The organism is Arthrobacter sp. 2MCAF15, assembly GCF_052115605.1.
GTDB lineage: Bacteria > Actinomycetota > Actinomycetes > Actinomycetales > Micrococcaceae > Arthrobacter.
This window is the reverse complement of record NZ_JBFRGZ010000005.1, coordinates 77292-102337: the sequence shown is the minus strand read 5'-3', so window position 1 is coordinate 102337 and position 25046 is coordinate 77292. Positions and strand designations below refer to the sequence as shown.

General features: G+C 67.7%; 25 protein-coding genes and 2 tRNA genes. 4 read left to right on the top strand and 23 right to left on the bottom strand.

The window, feature by feature from the left end; translation table 11 throughout:
- Nucleotides 1-2: 2 nt before the first annotated feature.
- Both AB4089_RS08120 and AB4089_RS08115 read right to left on the bottom strand, forming a co-directional pair.
- Nucleotides 3-767 (bottom strand): DUF1365 domain-containing protein, encoded by a 765-nt coding sequence (locus tag AB4089_RS08120; RefSeq protein ID WP_441408777.1) that lies wholly within the window; start codon nucleotides 765-767, stop codon nucleotides 3-5.
- Nucleotides 764-2173 carry an NAD(P)/FAD-dependent oxidoreductase gene (locus AB4089_RS08115; RefSeq protein WP_441408776.1) on the bottom strand — a complete coding sequence of 470 codons (1410 nt, stop codon included), beginning with the start codon at nucleotides 2171-2173 and terminating at the stop codon, nucleotides 764-766. Before AB4089_RS08115 ends, AB4089_RS08120 begins: the two co-directional genes overlap by 4 nt.
- A 198-nt stretch (nucleotides 2174-2371) precedes the next feature.
- On the opposite strand from AB4089_RS08115, the gene AB4089_RS08110 reads away from it, so the two are divergent.
- Together AB4089_RS08110 and AB4089_RS08105 are read left to right on the top strand one after the other, a co-directional pair.
- Nucleotides 2372-3292, top strand: coding sequence for a LysR family transcriptional regulator (locus AB4089_RS08110; RefSeq protein ID WP_441408775.1), 921 nt, complete (start codon nucleotides 2372-2374; stop codon nucleotides 3290-3292).
- A gap of 85 nt (nucleotides 3293-3377) precedes the next feature.
- Complete coding sequence (locus AB4089_RS08105; protein ID WP_441408774.1) at nucleotides 3378-3599, top strand: hypothetical protein; 222 nt, start codon at nucleotides 3378-3380, stop codon at nucleotides 3597-3599.
- Here the strand turns inward: AB4089_RS08105 and AB4089_RS08100 are convergent.
- Complete coding sequence (locus AB4089_RS08100; RefSeq protein ID WP_441408773.1) at nucleotides 3596-4990, bottom strand: aldehyde dehydrogenase family protein; 1395 nt, start codon at nucleotides 4988-4990, stop codon at nucleotides 3596-3598. The two genes, AB4089_RS08105 and AB4089_RS08100, sit on opposite strands and share 4 nt — an antisense overlap.
- 98 nt (nucleotides 4991-5088) lie before the next feature.
- Here AB4089_RS08100 and AB4089_RS08095 point away from each other — a divergent pair, with 98 nt between their 5' ends.
- Nucleotides 5089-5595 carry a DUF2004 domain-containing protein gene (locus AB4089_RS08095; RefSeq protein ID WP_441408772.1) on the top strand — a complete coding sequence of 169 codons (507 nt, stop codon included), beginning with the start codon at nucleotides 5089-5091 and terminating at the stop codon, nucleotides 5593-5595.
- A 157-nt stretch (nucleotides 5596-5752) separates the two neighbouring features.
- Here AB4089_RS08095 and metE read toward each other — a convergent pair whose 3' ends face one another.
- Both metE and AB4089_RS08085 read right to left on the bottom strand, forming a co-directional pair.
- Nucleotides 5753-8086 (bottom strand): 5-methyltetrahydropteroyltriglutamate--homocysteine S-methyltransferase, encoded by a 2334-nt coding sequence (gene metE, locus AB4089_RS08090; protein WP_441408771.1) that lies wholly within the window; start codon nucleotides 8084-8086, stop codon nucleotides 5753-5755.
- Between the two features lie 46 nt (nucleotides 8087-8132).
- Nucleotides 8133-9149 carry a methylenetetrahydrofolate reductase gene (locus tag AB4089_RS08085; RefSeq protein ID WP_441408770.1) on the bottom strand — a complete coding sequence of 339 codons (1017 nt, stop codon included), beginning with the start codon at nucleotides 9147-9149 and terminating at the stop codon, nucleotides 8133-8135.
- A gap of 441 nt (nucleotides 9150-9590) precedes the next feature.
- Between AB4089_RS08085 and AB4089_RS08080 the strand changes: the two genes are divergently transcribed.
- A complete protein-coding gene (locus AB4089_RS08080) occupies nucleotides 9591-9788 on the top strand; it encodes a hypothetical protein (protein WP_441408769.1) in 198 nt (65 codons plus the stop codon).
- Nucleotides 9789-9825: 37 nt separating this feature from the next.
- Here AB4089_RS08080 and AB4089_RS08075 read toward each other — a convergent pair whose 3' ends face one another.
- From AB4089_RS08075 to rplU, 18 genes are all read right to left on the bottom strand, one after another.
- Nucleotides 9826-11028, bottom strand: coding sequence for an ROK family transcriptional regulator (locus AB4089_RS08075; RefSeq protein ID WP_441408768.1), 1203 nt, complete (start codon nucleotides 11026-11028; stop codon nucleotides 9826-9828).
- 156 nt (nucleotides 11029-11184) lie between these two features.
- Complete coding sequence (locus AB4089_RS08070) at nucleotides 11185-12345, bottom strand: class I SAM-dependent methyltransferase (protein WP_441408767.1); 1161 nt, start codon at nucleotides 12343-12345, stop codon at nucleotides 11185-11187.
- Between the two features lie 101 nt (nucleotides 12346-12446).
- Complete coding sequence (locus tag AB4089_RS08065) at nucleotides 12447-13580, bottom strand: NAD(P)-binding domain-containing protein (RefSeq protein ID WP_441408766.1); 1134 nt, start codon at nucleotides 13578-13580, stop codon at nucleotides 12447-12449.
- Nucleotides 13581-13594: 14 nt separating this feature from the next.
- Complete coding sequence (locus AB4089_RS08060) at nucleotides 13595-13975, bottom strand: zinc ribbon domain-containing protein YjdM (protein ID WP_441408765.1); 381 nt, start codon at nucleotides 13973-13975, stop codon at nucleotides 13595-13597.
- A gap of 59 nt (nucleotides 13976-14034) precedes the next feature.
- On the bottom strand, nucleotides 14035-14862 hold the full coding sequence (locus tag AB4089_RS08055) for an amino acid ABC transporter ATP-binding protein (protein ID WP_441408764.1): 828 nt from the start codon (nucleotides 14860-14862) through the stop codon (nucleotides 14035-14037).
- Nucleotides 14849-15514, bottom strand: coding sequence for an amino acid ABC transporter permease (locus AB4089_RS08050; protein ID WP_441408763.1), 666 nt, complete (start codon nucleotides 15512-15514; stop codon nucleotides 14849-14851). Before AB4089_RS08050 ends, AB4089_RS08055 begins: the two co-directional genes overlap by 14 nt.
- A 36-nt stretch (nucleotides 15515-15550) precedes the next feature.
- Nucleotides 15551-16372 (bottom strand): amino acid ABC transporter substrate-binding protein, encoded by an 822-nt coding sequence (locus tag AB4089_RS08045; protein ID WP_441408762.1) that lies wholly within the window; start codon nucleotides 16370-16372, stop codon nucleotides 15551-15553.
- Nucleotides 16373-16592: 220 nt separating this feature from the next.
- A tRNA-Ala gene (locus AB4089_RS08040) sits at nucleotides 16593-16668 on the bottom strand.
- Nucleotides 16669-16876: 208 nt separating this feature from the next.
- A tRNA-Ala gene (locus tag AB4089_RS08035) sits at nucleotides 16877-16949 on the bottom strand.
- A gap of 154 nt (nucleotides 16950-17103) precedes the next feature.
- Nucleotides 17104-17505 (bottom strand): ribosome silencing factor, encoded by a 402-nt coding sequence (gene rsfS / locus AB4089_RS08030; protein WP_441408761.1) that lies wholly within the window; start codon nucleotides 17503-17505, stop codon nucleotides 17104-17106.
- Between the two features lie 181 nt (nucleotides 17506-17686).
- Nucleotides 17687-18955, bottom strand: coding sequence for a hypothetical protein (locus AB4089_RS08025; protein ID WP_441408760.1), 1269 nt, complete (start codon nucleotides 18953-18955; stop codon nucleotides 17687-17689).
- Nucleotides 18956-18962: 7 nt separating this feature from the next.
- Complete coding sequence (gene nadD / locus AB4089_RS08020; protein WP_441408881.1) at nucleotides 18963-19643, bottom strand: nicotinate-nucleotide adenylyltransferase; 681 nt, start codon at nucleotides 19641-19643, stop codon at nucleotides 18963-18965.
- Between the two features lie 55 nt (nucleotides 19644-19698).
- Complete coding sequence (locus tag AB4089_RS08015; RefSeq protein WP_441408759.1) at nucleotides 19699-19938, bottom strand: hypothetical protein; 240 nt, start codon at nucleotides 19936-19938, stop codon at nucleotides 19699-19701.
- 80 nt (nucleotides 19939-20018) lie between these two features.
- Nucleotides 20019-21392, bottom strand: coding sequence for a glutamate-5-semialdehyde dehydrogenase (locus AB4089_RS08010; protein WP_441408758.1), 1374 nt, complete (start codon nucleotides 21390-21392; stop codon nucleotides 20019-20021).
- Between the two features lie 26 nt (nucleotides 21393-21418).
- On the bottom strand, nucleotides 21419-22606 hold the full coding sequence (gene proB / locus AB4089_RS08005) for a glutamate 5-kinase (RefSeq protein WP_441408757.1): 1188 nt from the start codon (nucleotides 22604-22606) through the stop codon (nucleotides 21419-21421).
- Complete coding sequence (obgE, locus tag AB4089_RS08000) at nucleotides 22596-24185, bottom strand: GTPase ObgE (RefSeq protein ID WP_441408756.1); 1590 nt, start codon at nucleotides 24183-24185, stop codon at nucleotides 22596-22598. Before obgE ends, proB begins: the two co-directional genes overlap by 11 nt.
- Nucleotides 24186-24301: 116 nt before the next feature.
- Complete coding sequence (gene rpmA, locus AB4089_RS07995; RefSeq protein ID WP_009372867.1) at nucleotides 24302-24565, bottom strand: 50S ribosomal protein L27; 264 nt, start codon at nucleotides 24563-24565, stop codon at nucleotides 24302-24304.
- Between the two features lie 61 nt (nucleotides 24566-24626).
- Nucleotides 24627-24935 (bottom strand): 50S ribosomal protein L21, encoded by a 309-nt coding sequence (gene rplU / locus AB4089_RS07990; RefSeq protein ID WP_018773353.1) that lies wholly within the window; start codon nucleotides 24933-24935, stop codon nucleotides 24627-24629.
- Nucleotides 24936-25046: the final 111 nt, after the last annotated feature.

Genomic DNA, 25046 nt, shown 5'->3' with positions numbered 1-25046 from the left:
TGTCACTGAACTGCCTCCTGTGAAGGGTGGTGTGGTTTCTTGATGATCGGAAGGCGGCGCGCCCACAGTCTGATGCCCTGCCAGCGGATCTGCGCCGCGACGCGCAGCGGGGCCAGTGGAACGGCGAGCGCCGCGGACAGGATGTTCCGCACGGTGGCGTCGCGGCGGATGCCGTCCATGGTGGCGATGAAGGGCTGGTGGCCCTCCCGTTCCAGGACGATCGAGACGGCGAGCCGTTCGCCCGGTGCGGGCAGCTTCATCCGGTATTCGCCGTCGACGTCGTTGAAAGGCGAGACGTAGAAGGCTTTCGGGACGCTCGCCCGGCCTGCTCCGTCGGTTTCGAGGAGGTAGCAGTGCCGCTCCCCGTAGGTGTTGTGGACCTCGACGACGACGCAGCGGAGCGCGCCGGCGCCGTCATGGCACCAGAACACGCTCAGCGGGTTGAACACATGGCCGAAGACCCGGGCGCTGGCGAGCATCGTGATGCGGCCGCCGTCGAGCCCGGTCCCCTGGTCGGGACCGATCCCCCGGGTGGCGAGGTAGCGTTCGACGTTGCCGCGCAGGGTGCCGTCCGGGTCGCCGAGGTGGTCCTCCACCCGGAAGCCGGCCAGCGGCCGGAGCACGCGCGGCAGCTGCGGTAGGTGGTCGACGTCGACGTACCAGCTGTAGCTGCGGTAGGTGAAGGCGTTGCGCAGCGGGGTGCGCCGCACGTGCGAAATGGCGGTGCGGTAGATCGCGGTGCGGTGGCTGGAGTCCTGGGCACTCATGGCGCCTCCGCTGTGCTGAATTGAACAGCGGCCGGCTGGAGGTCCGGGTCCACGGCAACAGTGCCGATGTTGACCGGCAGCTGGTCCCAGTCCCGGCCCAGCCTGGCGGCTGCCTTGAGGCCGGACAGGGCGCCGTCCTCATGGAATCCCCAGCCGTGGTAGGCGCCGGCGAAGGCCAGCCGATCGTCGCCGAGCCGCAGGATCTGTTCCTGGGCCTTGAGCGAGTCCGGGGTGTACTGCGGGTGCTCATAAACCATCCGGTCCAGGACCGTGGCATCATCGATCAGCTCGGATTCGCCGAGGCTGACGATGTAGCGGCCGCCGTCCACCGGTTCCAGGCGCTGCAGCCGGGTCATGTCGTAGCTGACCAGGACCTTGTCCGGCCGGGCGTCGCAGGAGGGCAGTCGGTAGTTCCAGGAGGCCTGGGCGTTGGGGCTCTCCGGCAGCACAGCCTGGTCGCGGTGGAAGACGGTCTGGTTCACCGAGTACGGCATGCCACGAAGGGCGTCGCTCTCGGCGGCCGTGGCGTCGGTCAGCATGCCCAGGGCCTGGGCCGGGTGGGTGGCGATGACGACGGCGTCAAATTTCTCGCGCACGGTTCCGCTGCCCGGCGCGGAGGTGACCTCGACGCCGTCGGCGTGCCGGTGCACGGCGGTGACAGGGCTGGCGAGCCTGATGTCCGGCAGGGTCGCCGCGACTTTGTCGACGTAGCTGCGCGAGCCGCCGGTGACCGTCCGCCACTGCGGGGAGCCTTTGACGCCGAGCAGGCCGTGGTGGCCCAGGAACGTGAAGAGGTAGCGGGCCGGATAGGCCAGCGCGGTGGTGGGGTCGCAGGACCAGACGGCGCTGACCACGGGGGTCATGAAGTGCGAGACGAAGTAGCCGCTGAACTTCTCCCGGGCCAGGAACTCCCCCAGGGTGAGTTCGGTGTCGGTGCCTGCTTCCGTGCCGCTGGGGCGTTCCGCCAGCAGCGCGCGGGCCCGGCGGTGGAACCGGGTGATTTCCAGCAGCATCCGCAGGTAGCGGCCGCGCAGCAGGGTGGACGGGCGGGGAATGATGCCGCTCGCCTTGGGCCGGGCGCCGGCGTATTCCAGGCCGCAGCCGTCGCAGCGGACGGACATGCTCATTTCTGAGTCCTGGGTCTGGACGCCGAGCTCGGCGAACAGGCGCAGGAGCGTGGGGTAGGTCCGCTCGTTGTGGACGATGAAGCCGGTGTCCACGCCCAGGGTGGGCCCGTCCTGCTGCGGGACATCGTGGGTGTGGGCGTGTCCGCCGAGCCGCGAGTCCGCCTCGAAGAGGGTCACCCGGTCCTGCCCATTCAGCACGTACGCGGCCGTCAGCCCCGCCACGCCGCTGCCGATGACGGCGACCCGCCGGCCTGCCGGAATCCCTGCTGCTTGCGACACTGGTCTGCTCCTGTTGTTTAGCCCGAAATGATCCCTGGTCCGAAACCTCTTATGGACAATTCGTCGCCGCCGCGCGGCCGGATGTGTCTGACTTTGGCAATCTTTTGGCTTCGGCGGCCCGGCGGGTGGTGCCGGATAGAATGAAGCGGGAATTCCGGTCCCGCCTCCGCGGACCCGCTACCAGGCGAAGGGCAGCCCTTGATCAACCCCGTCCATCTGCGGACCCTCGTGGAAGTGATCCGGCTCGGATCGTTTGCCGCCGCCGCCGCCCGGCTCGGCTACACGGCCTCGGCCGTCTCCCAGCAAATGTCGGCGCTGGAGCGCGACACCGGCGTCACGTTGTTCCAGCGGGCCGCGCGCAGCATCCAGCCGACGGAAGCCGCCGTCGTCATGACCCGGCACGCCGCCAAGGTGCTCACCGATATCGAGACGCTCATGGCTGCCGCGTCGCGGGCGCAGGAGAGCCCCAGCCAGGAGCTGCGGCTGGGCATTTTCCCGAGCCTGGCCACCTATGTGCTCCCGCCGATCCTGCAGAACCCGGCCTGGAAGAAGCTCGGCATCGACCTGCGGGTCTCGGTCGCGGAACCGGCCCAGACCATCCAGGGGCTGCGGACCGGCGGGGAACTCGACGTCGCCCTGGTGTACCAGGTGGGCCAGTCCGGCCTCGCCTGGCCGCACACGGTGGACCGGCAGTGGATCGGCGACGACGACTTCCGGGTGGTGCTTCCGGCGGCCTGGGGCATCGGCACCGAATCCAAGGTGGCGGCCTCACATCTCTCGGACATGCCCTGGATCCTGCACCATCCGGGCACCTCCGACGCCACGGTGATCGAGCGTCTCTTCGCGAGCTGCAATCTGCACCCCCGTGTGGTGGCGTACAGCGATGACTTCCACGCCAGCCTGGAGATGGCGGCCGCGGGGCTCGGCGCCGCCCTGGTTCCCGAGCTCGCGCTGCGGCACCGGCCGGCCGGCGTGGTGGTCCTGGATGTGCCGGAGATCCGGCTGGCCCGGAACGTCTTCGCCCTGCTGCTCAACGAGAAGCGGACCGCCCAGGTCCAGCTGTTCGTGGAGCTGCTGGCCGAAACGATGCACAAGCTCGGGACAACACGGAAGGACTGAGGCGGAAGGACTGAGGCGGAAGGGCTGAGCCGGACGACGACGGCGGGGGTTCCCTTGGCGGGGCCGATCCACAAGGATGGGGTCCATGAGCAAAACCTATTCAGCGTCCCGTCCCGTCTCCGCCGACACCCCGGAGGACGTGGCCGCGGCCGTCCGGGCCGCCACCGAGGAACTCCGGGACACCCTGCAGCGCCAGGGTATCGAATCGAGMTTCGAGGACATCGCCCTGCTGGGCCATTCCGAGTCCTTTGACAACGAGGGGCAGCGCTGGGTCCACGTCGAGTGGGACGGTCCGGAGGCCGGCTAGGGTCGGAGCCGCTTTCCGACGGGCGCGATCAGGGTGCTGATGAGCCGGTGCCTGGTCCTGGTGTACGGCGGGTAGATCAGTTCCAGCGTGTCCGGCCACAACGGTTTGTCCAGGGTGGAACGCTCATGCGAAAACGTACGCACCGAATGCTCCCCGTGGTAGGCGCCCAGGCCGCTGCCGCCGACCCCGCCGAAGGGAAGGCCCGGGACGGACAGGTGGGCCGCTGGAACGTCGAAGCATAAGGCCCCGGAGGAGGTCCGGTCGGCGAAGGCCCGGCGCGTCTGCTGATCCTTGCTGAAGACGTACAGGGCCAGCGGTTTGGCACGGCCGTTGACGTACGCGATTGCCTCCTCGAGCCCGGCCACCGGCACCAGCGGCAGCAGCGGCCCGAAGATTTCTTCGGCCATGACGGCGTCGCCGGGCGCCGGACGGAGCAGGGTCGGCGCAAAGTAGCGGCTGGCGGCGTCGCGCTGCCCGCCGTGCACCACCGTGCTCCCGTCCGCCAGCGCAGCGATCCGGGCGAAGTGGCGGTCATCGACAATCCGGCCGTAGGAGGGGCTCGCCGCCGGATCCGGTCCGAAGAGTGCTGCGACGGCCTTGATCAGTCCGGCCTGCAGCGGCTCCAGGACTTCCTCCTGGGCCAGGACGTAGTCCGGGGCGACGCAGGTTTGCCCGGCGTTCATGAACCGGCCCCAGGCGATCCGCTTGGCCGCCGCGGCCAGGTCCGCGGACGCATCAACGTAGGCCGGGGACTTGCCGCCAAGCTCCAGCGTCACAGGAGTCAGGTGCTCGGCCGCGGCGCGCATCACCACCTTGGCCGCGGCATCTCCCCCGGTGAAGAAGATGTGGTCGAAGCGTTCGGCCAGCAGCGCCGAAGTCTCCGGGATTCCGCCCTCAACCACTTCGGCGGCGCCGGGGAGGTACTCGGGAATCCACCGGGCCAGCGCGGCCGAGGTGGCCGGGGCGTGTTCGCTTGGCTTGAGCACCACGGTGTTCCCGGCGGCCAGGGCACCGGCCAGCGGGGCGAGCAGCAGCTGCACCGGGTAGTTCCACGGCCCGATCACCAGCACGACGCCCAGCGGTGTGAGCTCTGTCCAGGCCCGGGCCGGCTGCACCGTGAGCGGCACCGGCACGCGGCGGGGGCGCAGCCACTCTTCGAGGTGCCGCTCCATGTGGGCCGCCTCGGCGTCGACAAACCCGATCTCAGCCAGTTGCGCCTCGGTGCGGTGCTTGCCGAGGTCAAGCGCCAGGGCGTCAGCGAGGGCCGCCTGCTGTTCCGCAAGCATGCGCCGCAGGCCGCGCAATCGATCCAGCCGCCAGGCCAGCGGACGGGTGGACCCGGCGTCGAACACGGCCCGGGCACGGAGAACGGGTGAGGTTACATGCTGCATCCGATCAATGTACAGTCACACCGCACCTGGCCGGTCTGGAAGCGGATAAAACCTTTCCAACGCTGGAATGGTCCGGTTTTCAGGACTATGTTGAAGGTATGAACAAGGTAGCGAGCAAGCACTTCGGCGAGGTCGAGCTCAACCACGGAAGGGACCATAATCTGACCGCCACGCATGAGCTGGCGGGACAGACCGTGGAGCTTGACCTGAACGTCAACGCGCATGACCACTTCGACGAAGCCGCTATGCATAAAGTTGACTACCGCTTGCGCTTCCTGCCCGAGCTCGTGGACCAGGTCCGCGAAATGATCGCCGAGGAACTGGACCAGGAAGGCACCAGCCCGCAGGAGTACCGCCACTTCCATTGCAACGCGATCAAGGAAGAACACCTCAAGAAGGTCTTCGGCGTTGAGAACAAGAGCCAGCTGACCGACGAGGTCTTCCTCAAGGCGCTCAAACTGGGCCATGTGGGCATCTACCCCGGCCAGCCGGAACGCTATTTCGTCCTCGACTTCACGCTGGGCCAGCACTTCACCGACGAGGTCCTCGTCGCTTCCGCGGATGAGGACGGCGTCGTGGACGACGAAATCCTCTGGGAGTCCTGACTCGGAATCCATCGATTGCTCCACAGCTGCCCTTTTGAGCGCTCAAAACGGCACCTGCTTAGCAACCGATGACTAAGAATGTACGACGCCGGCCGGCCACCTTGCGAGGTGACCGGCCGGCGTCGTACGGGGTGAAGCGGGTTAGTTCAGCTGGGTGCTACTTGGCGGCTGCCAGCAGTTCGGCGCGGACCGTCCTGGTGGCCGTGACCAGGTTGCGCAGGGACTCTTCGGTCTCGGCGTAGCCGCGGGTCTTCAGGCCGCAGTCCGGGTTGACCCAGAGCTGGCGGGACGGGACGTGCTTGACGGCGGTGCTGAGCAGCTCGGTGACTTCCTGCTCGCCCGGGACACGGGGCGAGTGGATGTCGTAGACGCCCGGACCCACGCCGCGGCCGAAGCCGTGGGACTCGAGGTCGTGGACAACCTCCATGCGGGAGCGGGCCGCCTCGATCGAGGTGACGTCGGCGTCGAGGCCGTCGATCGCGTCGATGATGGCGCCGAACTCGGAGTAGCACAGGTGCGTGTGGACCTGGGTGGCGTCCGCGGCGCCGGCGGTGGAGAGGCGGAAGGACTTCACGGACCAGTCCAGGTAGGCGGCTTGGTCGGCCTTGCGCAGCGGCAGGAGCTCGCGCAGGGCGGGCTCGTCGACCTGGATGACCTTGATGCCGGCCGCTTCGAGGTCCGCGATCTCGTCGCGGAGGGCCAGAGCCACCTGGTTGGCGGTCTCGCCGAGCGGCTGGTCATCGCGGACGAAGGACCAGGCGAGGATGGTGACCGGGCCGGTGAGCATGCCCTTCATCGGCTTGTTGGTCAGGGACTGCGCGTACTTGGCCCACTCCACCGTGATCGGGGCGCTGCGGGTGACATCGCCCCACAGGATGGACGGGCGGGTGCAGCGCGAGCCGTAGGACTGGACCCAGCCGTGCACGGTGACGTCGAAGCCTTCGAGGTTCTCGGCGAAGTACTGGACCATGTCGTTGCGCTCGGGCTCGCCGTGGACCAGGACGTCGAAGCCGAGCTCTTCCTGGAGGTCTACGACGCGCTTGATCTCATCCTTCATGAGCTGCTCGTACTGCTCCGTGGTGAGGTCGCCGCGGTTGGCGCGGGCCCGGGCGGTGCGGATTTCCGAGGTCTGCGGGAAGGACCCGATGGTGGTGGTGGGCAGCGGCGGCAGGTGCAGGGCCTTCTCCTGGGCCGCCTCGCGGACCGCGTAGGCGGAGCGGTTGAAGTCGGCGTCGGTCAGGGCTGCGGTGCGGGCCCGGACGTCGCCGCGGCGGACGCCCTCGGCCTCGGCGCGGGAGGCGATGACGCGGGCAGCTTCGTCGATGGCCGGCTGGACGGCTGCCGGATCGGTCAGCAGGCCGGCGAGGGTGACAACCTCAACGGCCTTCTGGTCGGCGAACGCGAGCCAGCTGCGCAGCTGCTCGGAGAGCTGGACTTCCTCGTCGACGTCGTGCGGGACGTGCTGGGTGGAGGTCGAGGTGCTGATGGCCAGCTTGGCCACCGACTTCTGCAGTTCGGCGATCTTGGCGGCGGAGGCGGCGAGGTCGTTGCGCCAGATGTTGTGGCCGTCCACGACGCCGGCGACGAGGGTCTTGTTGCCCAGCGCGGCCAGGGCGGCGGCGGAGGGGACCTCGCCCTTGAAGACGTCCAGGTGCAGGGCGTCGATGCCGGTGGCGGCGAGGGTGCCGAGCTGGCCGTTGAGCGCGCCGTACGGGGTGGAGACGAACAGCTGCGGGCGCTGGGCCGCGGCGGCGAGGGCCTCGTAGGAGCGGGCGACGGCGGCCTGGATTTCCACGGCCGGGGTGTCCTGGTCCACCACGAGGGCGGGCTCGTCGAGCTGGACCCAGCTGGCGCCGGCGGCGGCGAGCTTCTGAAGCAGTGCGGTGTAGACCGGGAGGATGTCCTCGAGGCGGGACAGCGGGCTGAAGCCGGCGGGGGCGTCGTCGGAGGCCTTGCTCAGCAGGAGGAAGGTGACCGGGCCGACGATGTACGGGCGGGTCTCCACGCCGTTGGCGAGGGCGTACGCGAATTCCTCGACGATCCGGTTGGAGGTCAGCGCGAAGTTGGTCTCCGGGCCGATCTCAGGGACGAGGTAGTGGTAGTTGGTGTCGAACCACTTGGTCATTTCCAGCGGCTGCTGGTCCTTGTTGCCGCGGGCCAGGGTGAAGTAGCCGTCGATGTCCAGCTGGCCCTGGGCGTTGAGGAGGTTCCCGAAGCGGGCCGGCACGGCGCCGAGGTGGGCGGCGGCGTCGAGCACCTGGTCGTAGTAGGAGAAGGTGCCGGGGACGGCCGCGGCCTCGGTCAGGCCCAGGCCCTGCAGGCGCTTGGCGGTGCCGAGCTGGATTTCCTTGGCGGCGGCGTCCAGGGCGGCGGCATCGATCTTGCCGGCCCAGTAGGCCTCGACGGCCTTCTTGAGTTCGCGGCGGCGGCCGATGCGGGGGTAGCCCAGGATCGAGGCGGACGGGAAGGGGGTGGTGAGCTGTTCAGTCATGGGGAGTCCTTGAGTTGTCGTTGACAGATGACGAAGGTGGGGGTGCTCAGCTGGCGAGCTGGGCGCCGGCGGCAGGCCGGGAAGCGCTGATGCGGCCGGCGCCCTGCCGGTTGCCGCTGTGCCGGTTGCCGCTGTTCTTGTTGCCGCTGCGCGGGCGGGGCAAAGCAAGTTTGTCCAGCACGTCCAGGGCGGCGGCGTGCTCATTGAACGTGTACAGGTGGATGCCGGGCGCCCCGGCATCCAGGGCCGCGTTGGCGAGATCAACCGTGGCGCTCACGCCGATCCGGGTCCGCTCGGCGTCGGTATCGGCGGCCCCGAGGCGTTCGATGAGTTCCGGTGCCGGTTCCACGCCGGTCAATTGGCCGAGCCGCGCGAGCCGCCGGAGGCTGGTCAGCGGCATGACCCCGGGAATGATCGGGATGGTGACCCCGGCACGGCGCGCCCGGGTCAGGAGATCCGCGTACTGCTCGGTGTGGAAGAAGACCTGGGTGATGGCGAAGTCGGCGCCGGAGCGCTGCTTGGCCAGCAGGACCTCGACGTCGTGCGCCTCACTCGGTGATTCCGGGTGCCGGGTCGGGTAGGCGGCGACGCCGACCGCGACCCGGCCGGCGCACAAAAGTGCCGAGCGGCGCTGTTCCACGCGGCGGATAAGTTCGATCAGGTCCTGGGCGTACCGGAGCGATCCCGGCGGCGGGGTTGCGCCGTCCTTGGGCAGGTCGCCACGCAGGGCGAGGATGCCGCGGACGCCGACGTCGAGCAGTTCACCGATGATCTCCGCCAGTTCCTCCGGGGAGTTCCCGACGCAGGTCAGGTGGGCCAGGGGCCGCAGCGTCGTTTCCTGCACGAGCCGGTTGATGAGGTCGACGGCGGTGCTGCGGTTGGAACCGTTGGACCCGTAGGTCACGGACACATAGTCCGGGTCGGTGGCTTCGAGTTCGCCGATGGTGGTCCAGAGGGATTCCGCGGCCGCGGGCGACCGCGGCGGGAACAGCTCATAGGACAGCGCAACAGGGGCCGCGCCGGCAAGATTGGGATGGGTATCGATAAGACTTGGTGGTGACATTTGCGTCCTTGGCTGTGAACACTGATCTCAGGTGACCGGGACCCGGATGACCGGGAACAGAAACGGAAACACTGCCGTCAGTGAATTGAGTTGGGGAACACGGAGGGAACTTCAACAGGGCGCAGCCGCGACTGGTACGCCCGAAAAGCGAAGTTGTCCGTGAGCAAATGTCAGGCCCACATGGGGGCACCCACACCCTCCTGGACCGCCCGTGAAATTTTCCAGGGCGACCTTCAGCGGAGGATCGCTGACACGTTACTGAGGTAACTTGTTTAGAACTCTAAGGCCCGGCCGCGGCGCCCTTCAAGTCCGTCCCCGAATTAAGACGCACCTTTACGGACGTTTGCGATGCCCGGCAGAATAATGTTCGCCCGGCGGGGCCTTTTTCGGCCGGCGCCGGCTGCTCTCCCCATCGCCCCCGGTCAGGGCTATCCTGTTGCAATGATCCAGCTTCCAGCCAGCTATCAGGAATACCTCGCCGGCAAGAGCGAGAGTTTCATCAACACAGTCCGGCCCATCCTCATGCAGTCGGCCGCGGACCAGCTGCACGGGGTCCGGATCCTCGTGCTTCCCCATGGCCACCAGGCGCATCTGGATGACACCATCCCGTACGGGACGGTGGTTGAGGACATCGACTGACGCCGGCTGGTCCTACCGGTCCCGCCTAGTCCCCCGCCTAGTCACCCAGGAGCAGCCGCTGCGACTTCGGCGCCAGCGTGTGTTCGAGCACCAGGCAGGCCGCACCAACGGCGCCCACGTCCTCGCCCACGCCTGTGCCCACCACTTCGATTCCATGGATCTTCCGCGTGGCACTGTTCGCGTCCACCAGGGCAGGGATCAGCTCGAGGTAGGCCTCTGACAGGCACGTCCAGAACGGGCCCCCGAACACCACACGGTCCACGTCCAGGGCATTGGTGACGGCCGAGACCGCACGGGCAACGAGCACGGCGGAGCGGCGAATGATTTCCCTGGCCTCATCGTTGCCGGCTTCGGCGATCGCGCACAGCTCGGCGAAGCGCTCCTGGACCGCCGGTGCGCTCCTGTCCTGGAGCGAACCGTCCAGGACCCCGGCCGCCTCGGCCTGCGCCACGAGGACCTGCGGAATGGCGGAGGACTTCACGCAGCCGTGCTGACCGCAGTCACAGAGGGCGCCGCCGGGGTCCACGATGATGTGCCCGATTTCCCCGGCGTTGCCCGAAGTCCCGCGGACCACTTCGTCATTGAGAACGATCCCGCAGCCGATCCCGGTCCCCATGTACATGAAGACAAAGCTGCCCTCGCCGCTGGGGCCGCCGGCCCAGGTTTCGGCCACGGCTGCGCTGGTCACGTCCTTGTCCATCAGGGTGGACAGGCCCGTGGCCTCCGCGAGGGCGTCCCGGAGCCCCACATGGTCCCACCCCGGCAGGAGCGGCGGGTCCACGACGGCGCCCTCGTTCAGGTCGATGGGACCCGGCGACGCCACCCCCAGCCCGGCGATCCGTTCCGGGTCCACCCCGGAGTCCGAGATGAGCCTCTTGATTTCGGCCGCGATGGTGTCGATGACCGCGCGCGGGTCGGTACCGGGCGGAGTGGAGATCCGCGAGTGCCTGACGACGGCGCCGAGCAGGTCCAGCAGGACAAACGTCAGTACAGCGGGGTCCAGGTGGACGCCTACCGCATACATCCCCGCCGGGTTCAGCCGGAGCATGGTCCGTGGTTTGCCCGGGCCGGTGCCTTCCTTGCCTGCCTCGACGATCAGGCGCTGGTCCAGCAGGCGGCGGGAAATGTTGGAGATGGTCTGCGGGGAAAGTCCGACGATCTGGGCGAGCTCCACGCGGCTCAGGCCGCCCGGGGTGCGGCGGATGGCGTCCAGGATGACGGTGAGGTTGAAATCACCCATCTTCGGTAGGTTGGTCCCTCGCCTCGGCGAGGGTTGCCGGAACTCGGTCACTGATACCTCTAAACGTCTTTGGCCACGCACAGCAGTTGTCAGAATCGTACGTTACGTGCAGGCGTGCGCCCACACTTGTGCTTTACAGACATTATGTTTCACCTTTTATGGCCGCCGGGTGCTGGTTGTCACGGTGAATTTCGGATTCCTGCCGGCCTCGTGCGTGGGCCCGATCAGGCGTTCGAGTGCCGGCCGGTAGTGCAGGTGGCTGTTGAACACGGTCCAGAGTTCACCGCCGGGGGCAAGCACCCTGCCGGCGGCTTCGATCAGCTTGATCCCGGCGCCGGAGTGGACGGCCGCCTCCAGATGGAAGGGCGGGTTGAGCAGGATCAGGTCCACGCTGGCCTCCGGCAGGGAGCTCATGGCGTCGTCCTGGAGCACCCCGATCCGGCTGTCCAGGCCGTTTGCGCGGGCCGTGGCGAGGGCCGAGTCGACGGCGGCCGCGRACCGGTCGGTGGCGGTGACGCGGGCGCCGGGGTTGGCGCGGGCGTACGTCGCGGCGAGGATTCCGGTGCCGCAGCCCAGGTCCACGGCATGGGTGGCGTGCGGCATCCGGGGCAGGAAGTCGAGCAGGAACCGGGTCCCGATGTCCAGCCCGGTGCCGGCGAAGACGGCGCCCCGGGCGCAGACTGCGAGCCCCAGTTCCTCATTGACCTCCGTGACCGGGAAGGGAGGTTCGGTCGGGACCTGCTTGGGGCGCCGGGCCAGCAGGAGCCGTGATTTCTGCCGGGCCAGTTGCGGCTGGACGTCCTCGAAGTAGCGCGCCAGCACGGCGTTCATGCCCAGGCTCATGTGTTTGACGCGTCCGCCCGCCAGCACGACGACGTCGGGCGCCGCGTAGCGGGCCACGGCGTCGGCGATTTCCTCCAGTTCCGCCAGGGAGCGGGGCAACTGGAGCAGTACCAGGGAGGCCCCCGCCAGCAGGCCGGCGCCCAGCGGGAGGTTTTCATAGCCCGTGTCGATGGCCAGGGCCTCGGCGTTGGCCCGCAGCGCCCGTTCACCGGTGATGAGGTCCTGGTGGACCCGGACGGCCTGCGCCCCGAGCGTCCCGGCCCCCAGCATGAGTGCTCCGAGCGTCAGGGCGCCGTACCGGTCCCCCACCACTGCGAGCCGTCCGCCGGGCCGGAGCGGGCCGGCCGAGCGCATCTCAAGGGCGGTCTCGAGCAGGAGCCGGTCGGTGGCGTCCCAGGCCTGCAGGTTGGCGGCCTCGACATCCGGGAATCTTCTCAGCCGGGCAAAGAGGGAATCGAAGCTGGTGTCCGCCACGCGCGTTGTGCCGCCGTTCTGTTCGGGCTTGGTTCTGGGCCGAGGAGGCCGGGTGGCCGGACTCAGCGGTGTTGCAGTGCTGCGTTTTACGCTTTCCTACGTTATCCCGGACCGGCCAGCAGCGCGACGATCCCCGCGACGGCGGCCCGGCCGGCACGGTTGGCGCCGATGGTGGAGGATGAGGGTCCGTAGCCGACCAGGTGGACCCGCGGCTCGGCCGCGACCTGCGTGCCTTCCATCGCGATGCCGCCGCCGGGTCCGCGCAGGTGCAACGGGGCGAGGTGTTCGAGTTCGGCCCGGAATCCCGTGGCCCACAGGATTGCCCCGGCTGGAAGGAAGCTGCCGTCGGCCAACCGGACGCCGTCGGGCTCGATCGCGGTGAACATGGGGTGCCGGTCCAGGACGCCGCGCGCCGCGGCGGCGCGCAGGGCTGGGGTCCAGACAAGCCCCGTGACCGAGACGACGCTATGCGGCGGGAGGCCCTGGCGCACCCGGTCCTCGACAAGGGCGACGGCGTCGTGGCCCGCCTGCCGGTCGAAGGCAGCCTCGCGCCAGACCGGTTCCCGGCGGGTGAACCAGGAGGTGCTGGTGACCTGGGAGATTTCGTCGAGCAGCCCGACGGCCGAGATCCCGCCGCCGACCACTATGACATGCAGGCCACGGAATTCCTCGGCGGAGACGTAGTCGGCGACGTGCAGCTGCCGGCCGCGGAAGCTGGCCTGGCCCGGATAGATGGGCCAGAACGGCCGGGTCCAGGTGCCGGTCGCGTTGATCACGGCGCGGGCCGACCAGCCGCCGTCGGACGTTTTGACGTTCAACCGCCCGGCGGGATTCCCGTCCTCCCGGCTCACCGACCGTACTTTCACGGGCCGCTGAATCGCGAGGCCAAGATCGTGTTCATATCCGCCGAAATAACGGGTGAGGAAACTGGAGCTGGCCTCGGCGGGGTCCACGGCGGGCTGCGGGATTCCCGGGAGGTCGCTGATGCCGTTCACCGTGGCCATGAGCAGGCTCTTCCAGCGGTGGCGCCAGGCCCCGCCGGGGCCGTCCTCGGCGTCGAGCACGATGTACGTCCCCGCGGGCCGGTCCCCTGCTGCCGGCTGCCCTGCTGCGCCCGGCCGTATAGTGCCGACGGCGACGAAGCCGCGGCGCTGCAGGTGGTAGGCCGCCGACAGTCCTGCCTGGCCGGCGCCAACCACCACGACGTCGGCCAGCCGCACCGGTTCCGCAGTCAACGTCAGGGCCCCGGTCAGATCTTTTTGACGACGCTGGACTTGAGCTGCATGGGGCCCACGCCATCGACCTTGCAGTCGATGTCGTGGTCGCCCACGCCGTTGACCAGCCGGATGCCGCGAACCTTGGTGCCAACCTTGATGACCGTGGAGCTGCCCTTGATTTTCAAGTCCTTGACCACGGTGACGGTGTCGCCGTCGGCGAGGACGTTTCCAACGGCATCCTTAATAACGGGGTCGGCGTCTGCCCCTGCCTCCGGGGCGTCGGCGACGGAGTCTTTGTCAGTCTCCGCGGATGCCGACCATTCGTGCGCGCACTCCGGGCAGACCAGGAGCGCCCCCATCTCATAGGTGTATTCGCTGGAGCATTCGGGGCACGGGGGCAGAGTGTCGTCCACCCGCCCAAGTTTAGTCGCCGCGGTTGCTTCCCTGTATTCGCTTGCTGCTCGCCGTTGCCCTAGAACGGGTTCAGCAGGCGGTCCACAAACTGCCGGGTGCGTTCCTCCCGGGGGTCACGCAGCACGGTGTCCGGGTGGCCGCGTTCGACCACSACGCCGCCGTCCATGAAGATGACTTCGTCGGCCACCTGGCGTGCGAACGCCAGCTCGTGGGTAACCACCACCATGGTCCAGCCTTCGTCCGCGAGTTCCTTGATGACGGCAAGGACCTCGCCGACCAGTTCGGGGTCCAGCGCCGAGGTTGGCTCGTCGAACAGCAGCAGTTGCGGGCGCAGGGCAAGGGCCCGCACAATCCCCACACGCTGCTGCTGGCCGCCGGAGAGCTCGAACGGATAGCTGTTCTCCTTACCGGCCAGGCCGACGCGGGCCAGCAGGTCCCGGGCCTCCTGCACCGCCTCCGCCTTGGGCCGCTTCTGCACCTGGACCGGGCCTTCGATCACGTTCTCGAGGACGGTTTTGTGCGGGAAGAGGTTGTAGTGCTGGAACACCATGGCGCTGCGGTCCCGCAGGGCGAGCACCTGCTTCTTCGCCACCGGCGTGGAAAAGTCGACGGTCAGTTGCCCCGCGAATTCGGCGACGCCGGCGTCGGGCACTTCGAGCCCGTTCAGGCACCGCAGGACTGTCGTCTTGCCTGATCCGGAGGGCCCGATCAGCGTGACCACCTCGCCGCGGCGGACCTCGAGGTCAATGGATTTCAGCACTTCATGCTGGCCGAAGGCCTTTTTCAGGCCCCTGACGGTCAGCAGTGCGTCCGCCGGAACAGCAGCCTCCGGAACGGGGGCGCCAGGGAGCGGGGGCTGCCTGGGAGGGAGCTCAGTGGGCGACATAGCGGTCCAATCTCTTCTCCAGGGCGGACTGTCCGCTGGCAAGGACGAGGCAGATGATCCAGTAGATGACTGCCGCCTCGAGGTACAGCAGCATGAATTCCTGGCTGAACGCGGCCACCTGCTGCGCCACCCGGAACAACTCCGTGACGAGGATCAGGGACGCCAGCGAGGTGTCCTTGACCAGGCTGATGAAGGTGTTGGACAGCGGCGGGACTGAGACCCGCGCGGCCTGCGGCAGGATGATCCGCACCAGGGTCTGGTGGCGGGACATCCCGATGGTGTGGCCGGCCTCCCATTGCCCCTTGGGAACTGACAGGATGGCCGCCCGGATGACCTCTGCGGCATAGCCGCCCACATTCAGGGAGAAGGCGATGATGGCGCTGGGCCAGGGGCTGATGGTGATGCCGATGGACGGCAGCCCGTAGAAGATGACGAACAGCTGGACCAGCAGCGGGGTCCCGCGGATGACGGAGATGTAGATCCGCGCCACCGCGGAGACCAGGCGGTTGCGGCTCAGCCGCATAAGGGCGACCACCAGGGCCAGCAGCAGGCCCAGGCCGAAGGATGCCAGCGCCAACGGGATGGTGCCGGTGATCGCACCCGCCAGGAGGGGGCCCAGTGAGGACCACACGAGTTCCCAGTTGATATTCATGCCGGGACGCTGCGTCCCTCGGCGGCTTCCACAGGGCTACTTCGAGACGTCGGCGTCGAAGTACTTCTGCGAGATCTTCGTCAGCGTGCCGTCGGCCGCCAGCTCGCCGAGGGCCTTGTTGATGGCGTCGGTGAGGCTGGTCGAGCCCTTGCGCAGGGCGAACGCGCTCAGCGACTTGTCAGTGGTTTCAGCGGCAACCTTGATGCCGGTGTCGTGGTCCGTCTTCTGGTAGTCCAGGTACGTCAGCTTGTCATTGATGGTTGCATCCACACGGCCCTGCTTGAGCAAGGTGATCGCCTGTGCCCAACCCTCCACGGCCTCGACGTTTGCGCCGCTCTGCTGCGCCAGTTTGTACCAGTTGCTGGTCAGTGACTGTGCGGTGGTCTTGCCCTTCAGGCTGTCGAAGGAGCTGATGTCGTTGTTGTCAGCCTTGGTGACGACGACGCCGGTGCTCACCGTGTAGGGGGTGGAGAAGTCGTACTTCGCCTTGCGCTCGTCCGTAATGGAAACCTGGTTTGCGACGACGTCGAAGCGTTTGGCGTCGAGGCCGGCGAAGATGGCGTCGAACTGCGTTTCCTGGAAGGACGGCTTAACGCCCAGCTTCTCGGCCACGGCGTTGATGATCTCCACGTCGTAGCCGGTCAGGTCACCGCTGCCGTTGGCGTGGAACGTGAACGGCCGGTAGGTGCCTTCCGTGCCGACCTTGAGCACACCCGCACTCTTGACGTCGCTGAGGGATGTGTCCGCACCGGCGGCGGGCGCCGAACTGGCAGGTGTGGTGGACGCCGAGCCGCAGCCTGCCAGGGCGAGTCCTGCTGCCGCAATGAGGCCGATAACGGAAAGTCGAGTGCGCTTCATGATGGTCCTTAGTCGTGGAGCCGGAAATGGCCTTCCAGCTAAGCCGCGTGGCGGCTCTCTCCTAGCGACGATAGCAAGGTCCCGCCCGGGGTGCAGAGCTTAAATGACAGTTTGTGACGTCCAGTCATGAGACAGTCTTGACGGCTGCGCCAACCGCAGTCCCGCACTCCTGCGCAGGGTACGAAAAAGGGAACCACCGCCAAGCGGTGATTCCCTTTCGTGGTGGAGCTGAGGGGACTCGAACCCCTGACCCCCTGCATGCCATGCAGGTGCGCTACCAGCTGCGCCACAGCCCCTCATTTGCCCTGGAAGTTTTGTCCTCCCTGAAGCAACCTGTCTAGCTTAAACCACAAACCGCGTTCGCGCTAATCGGCGCGCCGGCCGGTCAAATTTGTGGCCGGTACGCCCCCGGGAACCCCCGCTCCCCCGTTCCGGGCAACTCGCTCCCCCGTTCCGGGCAGAAAAAAATCCGCCGGAATCTTTCGATTCCGGCGGATCATCCGGTGGAGCTGAGGGGACTCGAACCCCTGACCCCCTGCATGCCATGCAGGTGCGCTACCAGCTGCGCCACAGCCCCGAATTTTCGCTGCTCCGAGCACGTCTACTGACGCGTAAAGTTCCGGTCTTTCGTTCGGATCTCTCCGAAGCAACTCAAATATCTTAGACCAGCCATTCCGAAAATTCCAAATCGGGCATATTCGCCCCGATCGGGCTGGCCGTGCGCCGCATTGCTACTCGGTGTCGGTGCTGGCGGTGGCCTTGGCGGAGGCGTCGTCACCGAGCTGCAGGTCAACGACGGGGCAGTCTTTCCAGAGGCGCTCGAGGGCGTAGAAGACGCGGTCTTCCTCGTGCTGGACGTGGATGACCACGTTCGAGTAGTCCAGCAGCACCCAGCGGCCGCCGGAACGGCCCTCGCGGCGGACGGGCTTCTGGTCAAACTTGGAGAGTTCGTCCTCGATGCCGTCCACGATCGCGTTGACCTGGCGTTCGCTCGGCGCCGAGGCGATCAGGAAGACGTCGGCCAGGGCCAGCCGTTCGCTGACGTCCAGGGCCACGATGTCTTCGGCGAGCTTCTCCGAGGCAGCGCGGGCTGCGTGGCGGGCGGTAATGATGGATGAATCGGTTGCAGACACGGGACTCCTTGTAGTGATGAAAACCTGGTAATGAAAAACCTAGTGATGAAAATTCATGGTCATGAAACTAAAACCTGGGCTGGGACGCCGTAGGTGAATTGCTCCGCCGGGTATCGGCCGAACGGCTGGGGTGACACTTCCCGCGCCATTCGACGGTGAAGCTCGACGCCCATGTGGCGGCCTAGCGGGCCAGCCCGGTGACGATCAGTGTGATGCCGGCGATGAGGGCGACGACCCCCAACGCCAGGACGCCGAGCTGGAGCAAGCGCAGGCGCCGTGCCCGGCCCAGTCCGGCGGTAGCGGCGTCCAGGGGATCCAGTCCGTAAGCGGAATTCGCTGCCACGGGCTCCCCGCCAACGAGGGCCTCGTCGGTCCCGCCCGCGGAAATTGCCGAAACGCCGGTTGGCCGGGCCTTTCCGGCTTTGGCGGCTGCTTCCGCCCGGGCCAGGACACCGCTCTTGCCGAAGGCAGAACCCGTTGCAGAACCAGCGGCAGAACCCGTTGCAGAACCAGCGGCTGAACCCGCAGCAGGACCTGCGGGCCGCTGGCGGGACAGGCCGGGGCGCCGACCACCGGGTTTCCGTGTCGCATCCACCCGGGGACCCGGGTTGGTGACGACCGGAACATACGACGTGGCAGGGCGCTTCATGACGGGCCGCTCCACGCCGGGAACCTTCTCAAATTCCAGGGGTGTGACCATGGCCAAGTTGTTGGCCGTGGTGGGATCGTTGCGGGGCACTGCGGGCTGGCTGTTTTGCTCGGCCAGCTTCTGCTTGGCGGCGGCGCGGCGGTTCAGCACCGCGGCGCGCTCGGCCAGGGCGATCTGCTCGGCCAGGACGGCCGGATCGACGGCGTCGGGATCCGTCGCCGCGATGTGCTCCATCTTGGCCACTTGGTTCTTGGCCTGCTCGGCGAGCAGTTCCCGCGCGGCCAATGCCTGCTCCACGCTCATGCCCTCGGGCGTCTTCCCGCCCGGGCCGACGCCGTCGGGACCTGCCGTGGGAGCCTTTGCTGCCGCGGCGCCTGACACGGCCGGGGCAGGTGCTGGGTCCTTTTGGGCCGGGTTATTTTGGGCTGGGGAAACCACGGGGTTGGCCCTGGTCCGCGGGGACACCGGGACAATGGTGTTGGCCTGGGTGGCGGGGGCGGTTTCGGTCGCCAGCTCCAGAAGCCGCAGCTGGCGACGGGTGGGTGGCCCTCCCTGCGCCAGTTGGCCTTCCTTCTCAGCGAGCTCCTTGATGGTGCGCAGCGTGGCCCGGTCCCGTGCCCGGACCTGGGAGGACCGCTCGGCACCGCCAGGCACAGAATCCACCGGAGCGTCGGCAACACGACGGCTCCGGCCGGTGATTTCGGCCTCGGTCGGCTCGCCCGGTCCCGCAGTATCCAAGCGTTCATCTCTGGCCTGTCGCAATTCGCGGCGGCTGCGGATGGGAGGCTGTTCCTGACTCATGGCAAACTCATTCAGTGCTGGCTGGTTGGGTAATCTCGAAGGCTGGATCGTGCTGTGCCGGGTCAAATCCTGCCGCGCCGCGGGCGCTGTTGGCCTCAGTGTGTCCGGCATCGAGGCGGACCGCGTCGGGGCTCGTGTGGTACAGGCCGTACTTTGCGATGTACTGGACCACCCCGTCCGGAACGAGGTACCAGACAGGATTGCCTTCGGCCACCCTGGTGCGGCAGTCCGTGGAGGAAATGGCCATGGCCGGGACCTCCAGGAGGCTGACATCCTTGCGGCCCATACCGTCCAGGACGTGGCCCGGCCGGGTGACGCCCACAAAGTGGGCGAGCGACCACAGTTCGTCGATGTCTTTCCAGGACAAAATCTGTGCCAGGGCGTCCGCGCCGGTGATGAAGAAGAGGTCCGCGTCCGGGCGCAGCGTGCGGAGGTCGCGCAACGTGTCGATCGTGTAGGTTGGTCCCGGCCGGTCCACGTCCACCCTGCTGACAGTGAAGCGGGGGTTCGAAGCCGTGGCAATGACGGTCATGAGATACCGGTGCTCGGCTTCGCTGACTTTCTTGGCCGACTTCTGCCAGGGCTGTCCGGTGGGCACAAACACGACTTCGTCGAGGTCGAACTTGGCCGCGACCTCACTGGCCGCGACAAGGTGTCCGTGGTGGATGGGATCGAACGTGCCGCCCATCACACCCAGACGCAGGCGGCGCTGGGCGCCGCGCTGCCTCATGGTGGCGGAAATATTAGTGACCTTGGCTGTGATCGTGCTTGTTCGGGTGCTGGCGGTGCGGATCCGAGTGTTCCTCGACGGCCACGTGGCGCCTGCCCAGGTTGGAGTAAGACAGCGTGATCAACAACAGGACCACCAGGATCGCGAACATGGTTCCGCCAATGACAAACGGCGGTGCAATGAGCGGCGCGAGTTCCTCGTGGCCCGATTCGCCGGCGGCGGCGACGAAAGTGGCGATCTGCTGCGACAGCATGTTCTCCCCTAATGAGTTCAAAATTTGACGACGGCGGAGGTGTCCGCCGTTCCGGTCTTCCGTTCCATGTTACAGCGTTGCTAGCCCCGGATCTGGCCCTCGCCCTGCACGATCCACTTGGTCGTGGTCAGTTCCGTTAGTCCCATGGGGCCGCGGGCGTGAAGTTTTTGGGTGGAAATCCCCACCTCGGCGCCGAGTCCGAGCTCGCCGCCGTCGGTGAAGCGGGTGGAGGCGTTCACGATCACGGCGGCCGAATCGATCTCGGCGATGAAGCGCTCCGCGTTGGCGAGGTCGTTGGTCAGGATCGCCTCGGTGTGGCCCGTGGACCACTTGCGGATGTGCCTGACGGCCTCGTCCAGGCTGTCCACCATGGCCACCGCCAGGTCCAGGTTCATGTATTCGGTGGCCCAGTCCTCGTCGGTGGCCGGCACCGAGGGGATCGAGGCCGGCAGCGCGGCGCGGACGCGCTGGTCCACGTGCAGGGTGACCCCGGCGGCCCGCAGCGCGGCGGCGATGGCGGGCAGGACGGTGGACTTGGAGTGCACCAGCAGCGTTTCGACCGTGTTGCAGACGCTGGGCCGCTGGGTCTTGGCGTTGAGGAGGATCTCGACGGCCATGTCCTCGCTGGCGGACGCGTCCACGAAGATGTGGACATTGCCCTCGCCGGTTTCGATGACCGGTACGGAGGAGTTCGTCACCACGGTCTGGATCAGGTCGCGCCCGCCGCGGGGAATGAGCACGTCCACCCGGCCACGCGCCCGCATCAGGGCGTTGGCGCCCTCGCGGCCGTACTGGTCGACGGTCTGGACGGCGTCGGCGGGCAGGCCCACCGATTCCAGGGCGTCCCGGAGGATGGTGATGAGGGCGGCGTTGGTGGCTGCGGCGGCGGATCCGCCGCGCAGGATGACGGCGTTGCCGCTCTTGAGGGCCAGGCCGGCGATATCGACCGTGACATTCGGGCGTGCCTCGTAGATCGCGGCCACCACGCCCATGGGCACGTTGATCTGGCGGAGGCGCAGCCCGTTGGGCAGGGTCTGGCCCCGCACGACGTTCCCGACGGGGTCCGGCAGGGTGGCAAGGTTTTCCAGGGCCGCGGCGAGGGCCGTGATGCGCGGATCGGTCAGCGTCAGGCGGTCCAGGAGGGCGGGGCTGGTTCCGGCGGCCCGGCCGGCTTCGACGTCCTTGGCGTTGGCGGCCAGGATCTGGTGTTTGTGCTCCACGAGCGCCTTGCCGATGGCGCGCAGGCCACGGTCCTTCCAGGCCCGGTTCGCGTGCGCCATCTTTCGGGCTGCGTGGCGCGAGCGGTCAGCGATCGCATGGACGGCAGCTTCGATGTCCGTGGCCGTGGCCGGCGTTTCCGCCGGATCCGGCGCCGCGAAACCCTCGGCGGGCACAGGATTGCCAGCGGGGATAGCGTCAGCGGGCACGGCAGCGGAAGTCAGGGCCTCAGTCATGCTTCCAGTTTAGGCGTCCAGTGGACCTAGACCAGCACCAGATCGTCAACATGAACAACTTCGCGGTCATATCCGCGGCCCAGTGCTTTGCCCAGCTCCCGTGTGGAGCGGCCCAGCATTTGGGGCAGCTCGGCGGCGGAATAGTTGACCAGCCCGCGCGCAATCACGGTGTTGTCCAGCGAGACCATCTCCACGGCGTCGCCGGCCTCGAAGTCGCCCTTCACCTCGGCAATCCCGGCCGGCAGCAGCGAGGTGTGGCGGTCACGGACGGCCTGGACCGCGCCGTCGTCGAGCACCAGCGTGCCCCGGACGGACGCCAGGTGGGCCAGCCACAGGAGCCGGATCGGCTTGCGGGCGCCGTTCACGGAGAACCACGTGCCCACGTCCTCGCCCGCCAGCGCGGCAGCCGCGTTGGCCGTGGACGTGACCAGGGCGTGGATGCCCGAACCCGCGGCGATGGTGGCGGCTTCGACCTTGGTGACCATGCCGCCGGTGCCCACACCGGCTTTTCCGGTGCTGCCGATCGAGACGCCGTCGAGGTCGTGGGGGCCCGAGACGTGCGGGATCCGTTTGGCCCCGTGCGACGGCGGACCGTCGTACAGGGAGTCGACGTCGGAGAGCAGCACGAGCGCGTCGGCGCGGACCAGGTGGGCCACAAGGGCCGCGAGGCGGTCGTTGTCGCCAAAGCGGATCTCGTGGGTGGCCACGGTGTCGTTTTCGTTGACCACCGGGACGACGCCGAGGTTAAGCAGGCGGTCCAGGGCGCGGAACGCGTTGGTGTGCTGGCTGCGGCGCATGAAGTCATCCGCGGTCAGGAGCACCTGGCTGACGGTGACCCCGTGCGCCCCGAAGGCGTGGGTGTAGCGGGCCATCAGCAGGCCCTGGCCGACGCTCGCCGCGGCCTGCTGGGTGGCGAGGTCGCGGGGGCGCTTCTCCAGCCCCAGCGGGGCCAGGCCGGCGGCGATCGCGCCGGAGGACACCAGGATGATTTCCGTGCCGGCGTTGCGTTTGTGCGCCAGCGCGTCCGCGAGGCCGGTCAGGGCCTCGTCGGAGATTCCGCCTTTGATGGAGGTCAGCGAGGACGAGCCGACTTTGACGACGATCCGGCGGGCCCCGGACAGCGCGGTGCGGTCGGGGGCGCTGCGGGTGTGGGCGCTGATGCTTTGGGCCTTGAGCGGCTGTAACCGGTGCTCGACGACGGTCTTACTCGTCATCTTCTGCGCCCAGTCCACTCTCCTTGAGCGGCTGCCGCGCCCGGCGGCCGCTGACGGATTCGGTCCAGATGCCGGCTTTGCGTTCGGCTTCGAGCTCGGCGCGGGCGGCTGCCTTGGCGTCGCGGCGCTCCTGCTGTTCGTCGCGCTTCTGGCCACGCGTCGGGCGGTCGCCGATGTCGGCGAAGCGCACGTCGGTGCCGCGCGGCGAGGCGAGCAGTTCGGCGCCGGCCATCATGGTCGGCTCCCAGTCGAAGACGACGCCGTCGTCATCGCCGATGACCACCATGTCGCCGGGCTTGGCGCCCTGTTTGAACAGCTCATTCTCGACGCCCAGCTTGGCCAGTCGGTCGGCGAGGTAGCCGATCGCTTCCTCGTTGGTGAAGTCGGTCTGCTTGACCCAGCGCACGGGCTTCTCGCCCTGGACGCGGAAGAGCGGCTCGAGGCCCTTTTCCTCGCGGCGGATGCTGAAGCCGGTCTCGTTGACGGCGCGGGGGCGCAGTACGGGGGCCGCCACCTTCGGCGGGGTCGCGGCGACGACGTCGCGGGCGGCCTGGACGATTTCGGCCATGGCGAAGCCGAGCTGGCGGAGGCCCTCGTGGCTCGTCGCGGAGATTTCGAAGACCTTGTAGCCGCGGGATTCCAGTTCCGGACGGACGAACTCGGCCATGTCCTTGCCGTCGGGCAGGTCCACCTTGTTCAGGGCGACCAGCCGGGGGCGGTGGTTCAGCGGAACGACTTCGCCGTCGGCGCCGCTGTAGCTCATGTCCACGGCGTACTTCTCCAGCTCGGCCTCGATGATGGAGAGGTCGGAGAGGGGATCGCGGTCCGATTCGAGCGTGCCGCAGTCCAGCACGTGCACGAGTGCGGCGCAGCGCTCTACGTGGCGCAGGAAGTGGTGGCCCAGGCCCTTGCCCTCGCTGGCGCCCTCGATCAGGCCCGGGACGTCGGCAATGGTGAAGCGGATCTCGCCGGCCTGGACGACGCCCAGGTTCGGGATCAGGGTGGTGAAGGGGTAGTCGGCGATCTTGGGCCGGGCGGCCGACATCGCGGCGATCAGGCTCGACTTGCCGGCGGAGGGGAAGCCGACGAGCGCGATGTCAGCGATGGACTTCAGTTCCAGGACGACGTCGCTGGATTCGCCCTCGATGCCGAGCAGCGCGAAGCCGGGGGCGCGGCGCTTCTGGGAGGACAGTGCCGCGTTGCCGAGGCCACCGATGCCGCCGGCCGCGGCGATGTATTCGTCGCCTTCGCCCACGAGGTCGGCGAGGACTTCGCCGGACTTGGACTTCACCACGGTGCCCACAGGCACCGGAAGGATCAGGGTTTCGCCGTTCTTGCCGCCGCGCCAGTCACCCATGCCGGGGCCGCCGTTGGTGGCGTGCCGGTGGGGGGCGTGGTGGTAGTCGAGCAGGGTGGTGGTCTGCGAGTCGACGCGCAGGATGACGTCGCCGCCGTTGCCGCCGTTGCCGCCGTCGGGACCGCCGAGGGGCTTGAACTTCTCCCGGTGAACGGAGACACAGCCGTGGCCGCCGGTACCGCCGGATACGTGCAGTACTACCCGGTCTACAAAGCTCGCCACGTAAATCTCCTCAGTGCTGTTCCCCGGACCCCCAAGAGGCCCAAGATGATTGTAATGCGGTTAAAACACCGGTGGAGCGGACCTAATGGCCCGCTCCACCGATTTAGAACTTATTGCTACTCTGCAGCTGCAGCAGCCACGATGTTCACAACGCGACGACCACGGCGGGTGCCGAACTCGACAGCACCGGGGGTCAGGGCGAACAGGGTGTCGTCCCCGCCGCGGCCGACGCCGGCGCCCGGGTGGAAGTGGGTGCCGCGCTGGCGGACGATGATCTCGCCTGCGGAAACTACCTGGCCACCGAAGCGCTTGACGCCGAGGTACTGGGCGTTGGAGTCACGACCGTTGCGAGTGGAACTCGCGCCTTTTTTATGTGCCATTTGAAATGCCTGCCTTCAAAAATTCTGGGAAATCTGCTGGAACCTGAACAGTAACGAAGGGTTACTTGATACCGGTGATCTTGACCTTGGTCAATTCCTGACGGTGACCCTGGCGCTTCTTGTAACCGGTCTTGTTCTTGAACTTCTGGATGACGATCTTCGGACCACGGAGGTCTTCGAGGATCTCAGCCGTAACCGTTACCTTGGCCAGGTCCGCAGCAGCAGACGTGACTTTGTCACCGTCCACCAGGAGCAGTGCGGGCAACTCAAAGGTGCTGCCGGCTCCACCGGGGACGCGGTTCAGGGTAACGAAGTCTCCAACGGAAACCTTCTCTTGGCGGCCGCCTGCGCGGACAATCGCGTACACCACTGGGGAACTCACTTCTCTCGACGTTTATTACTAGATTTGCGTGCGGAACCTGGGGCCAAATTGTTTGGACCGGCTCACGCTGTGCCTCAACGCCGGTGGATTCCCCGGGGG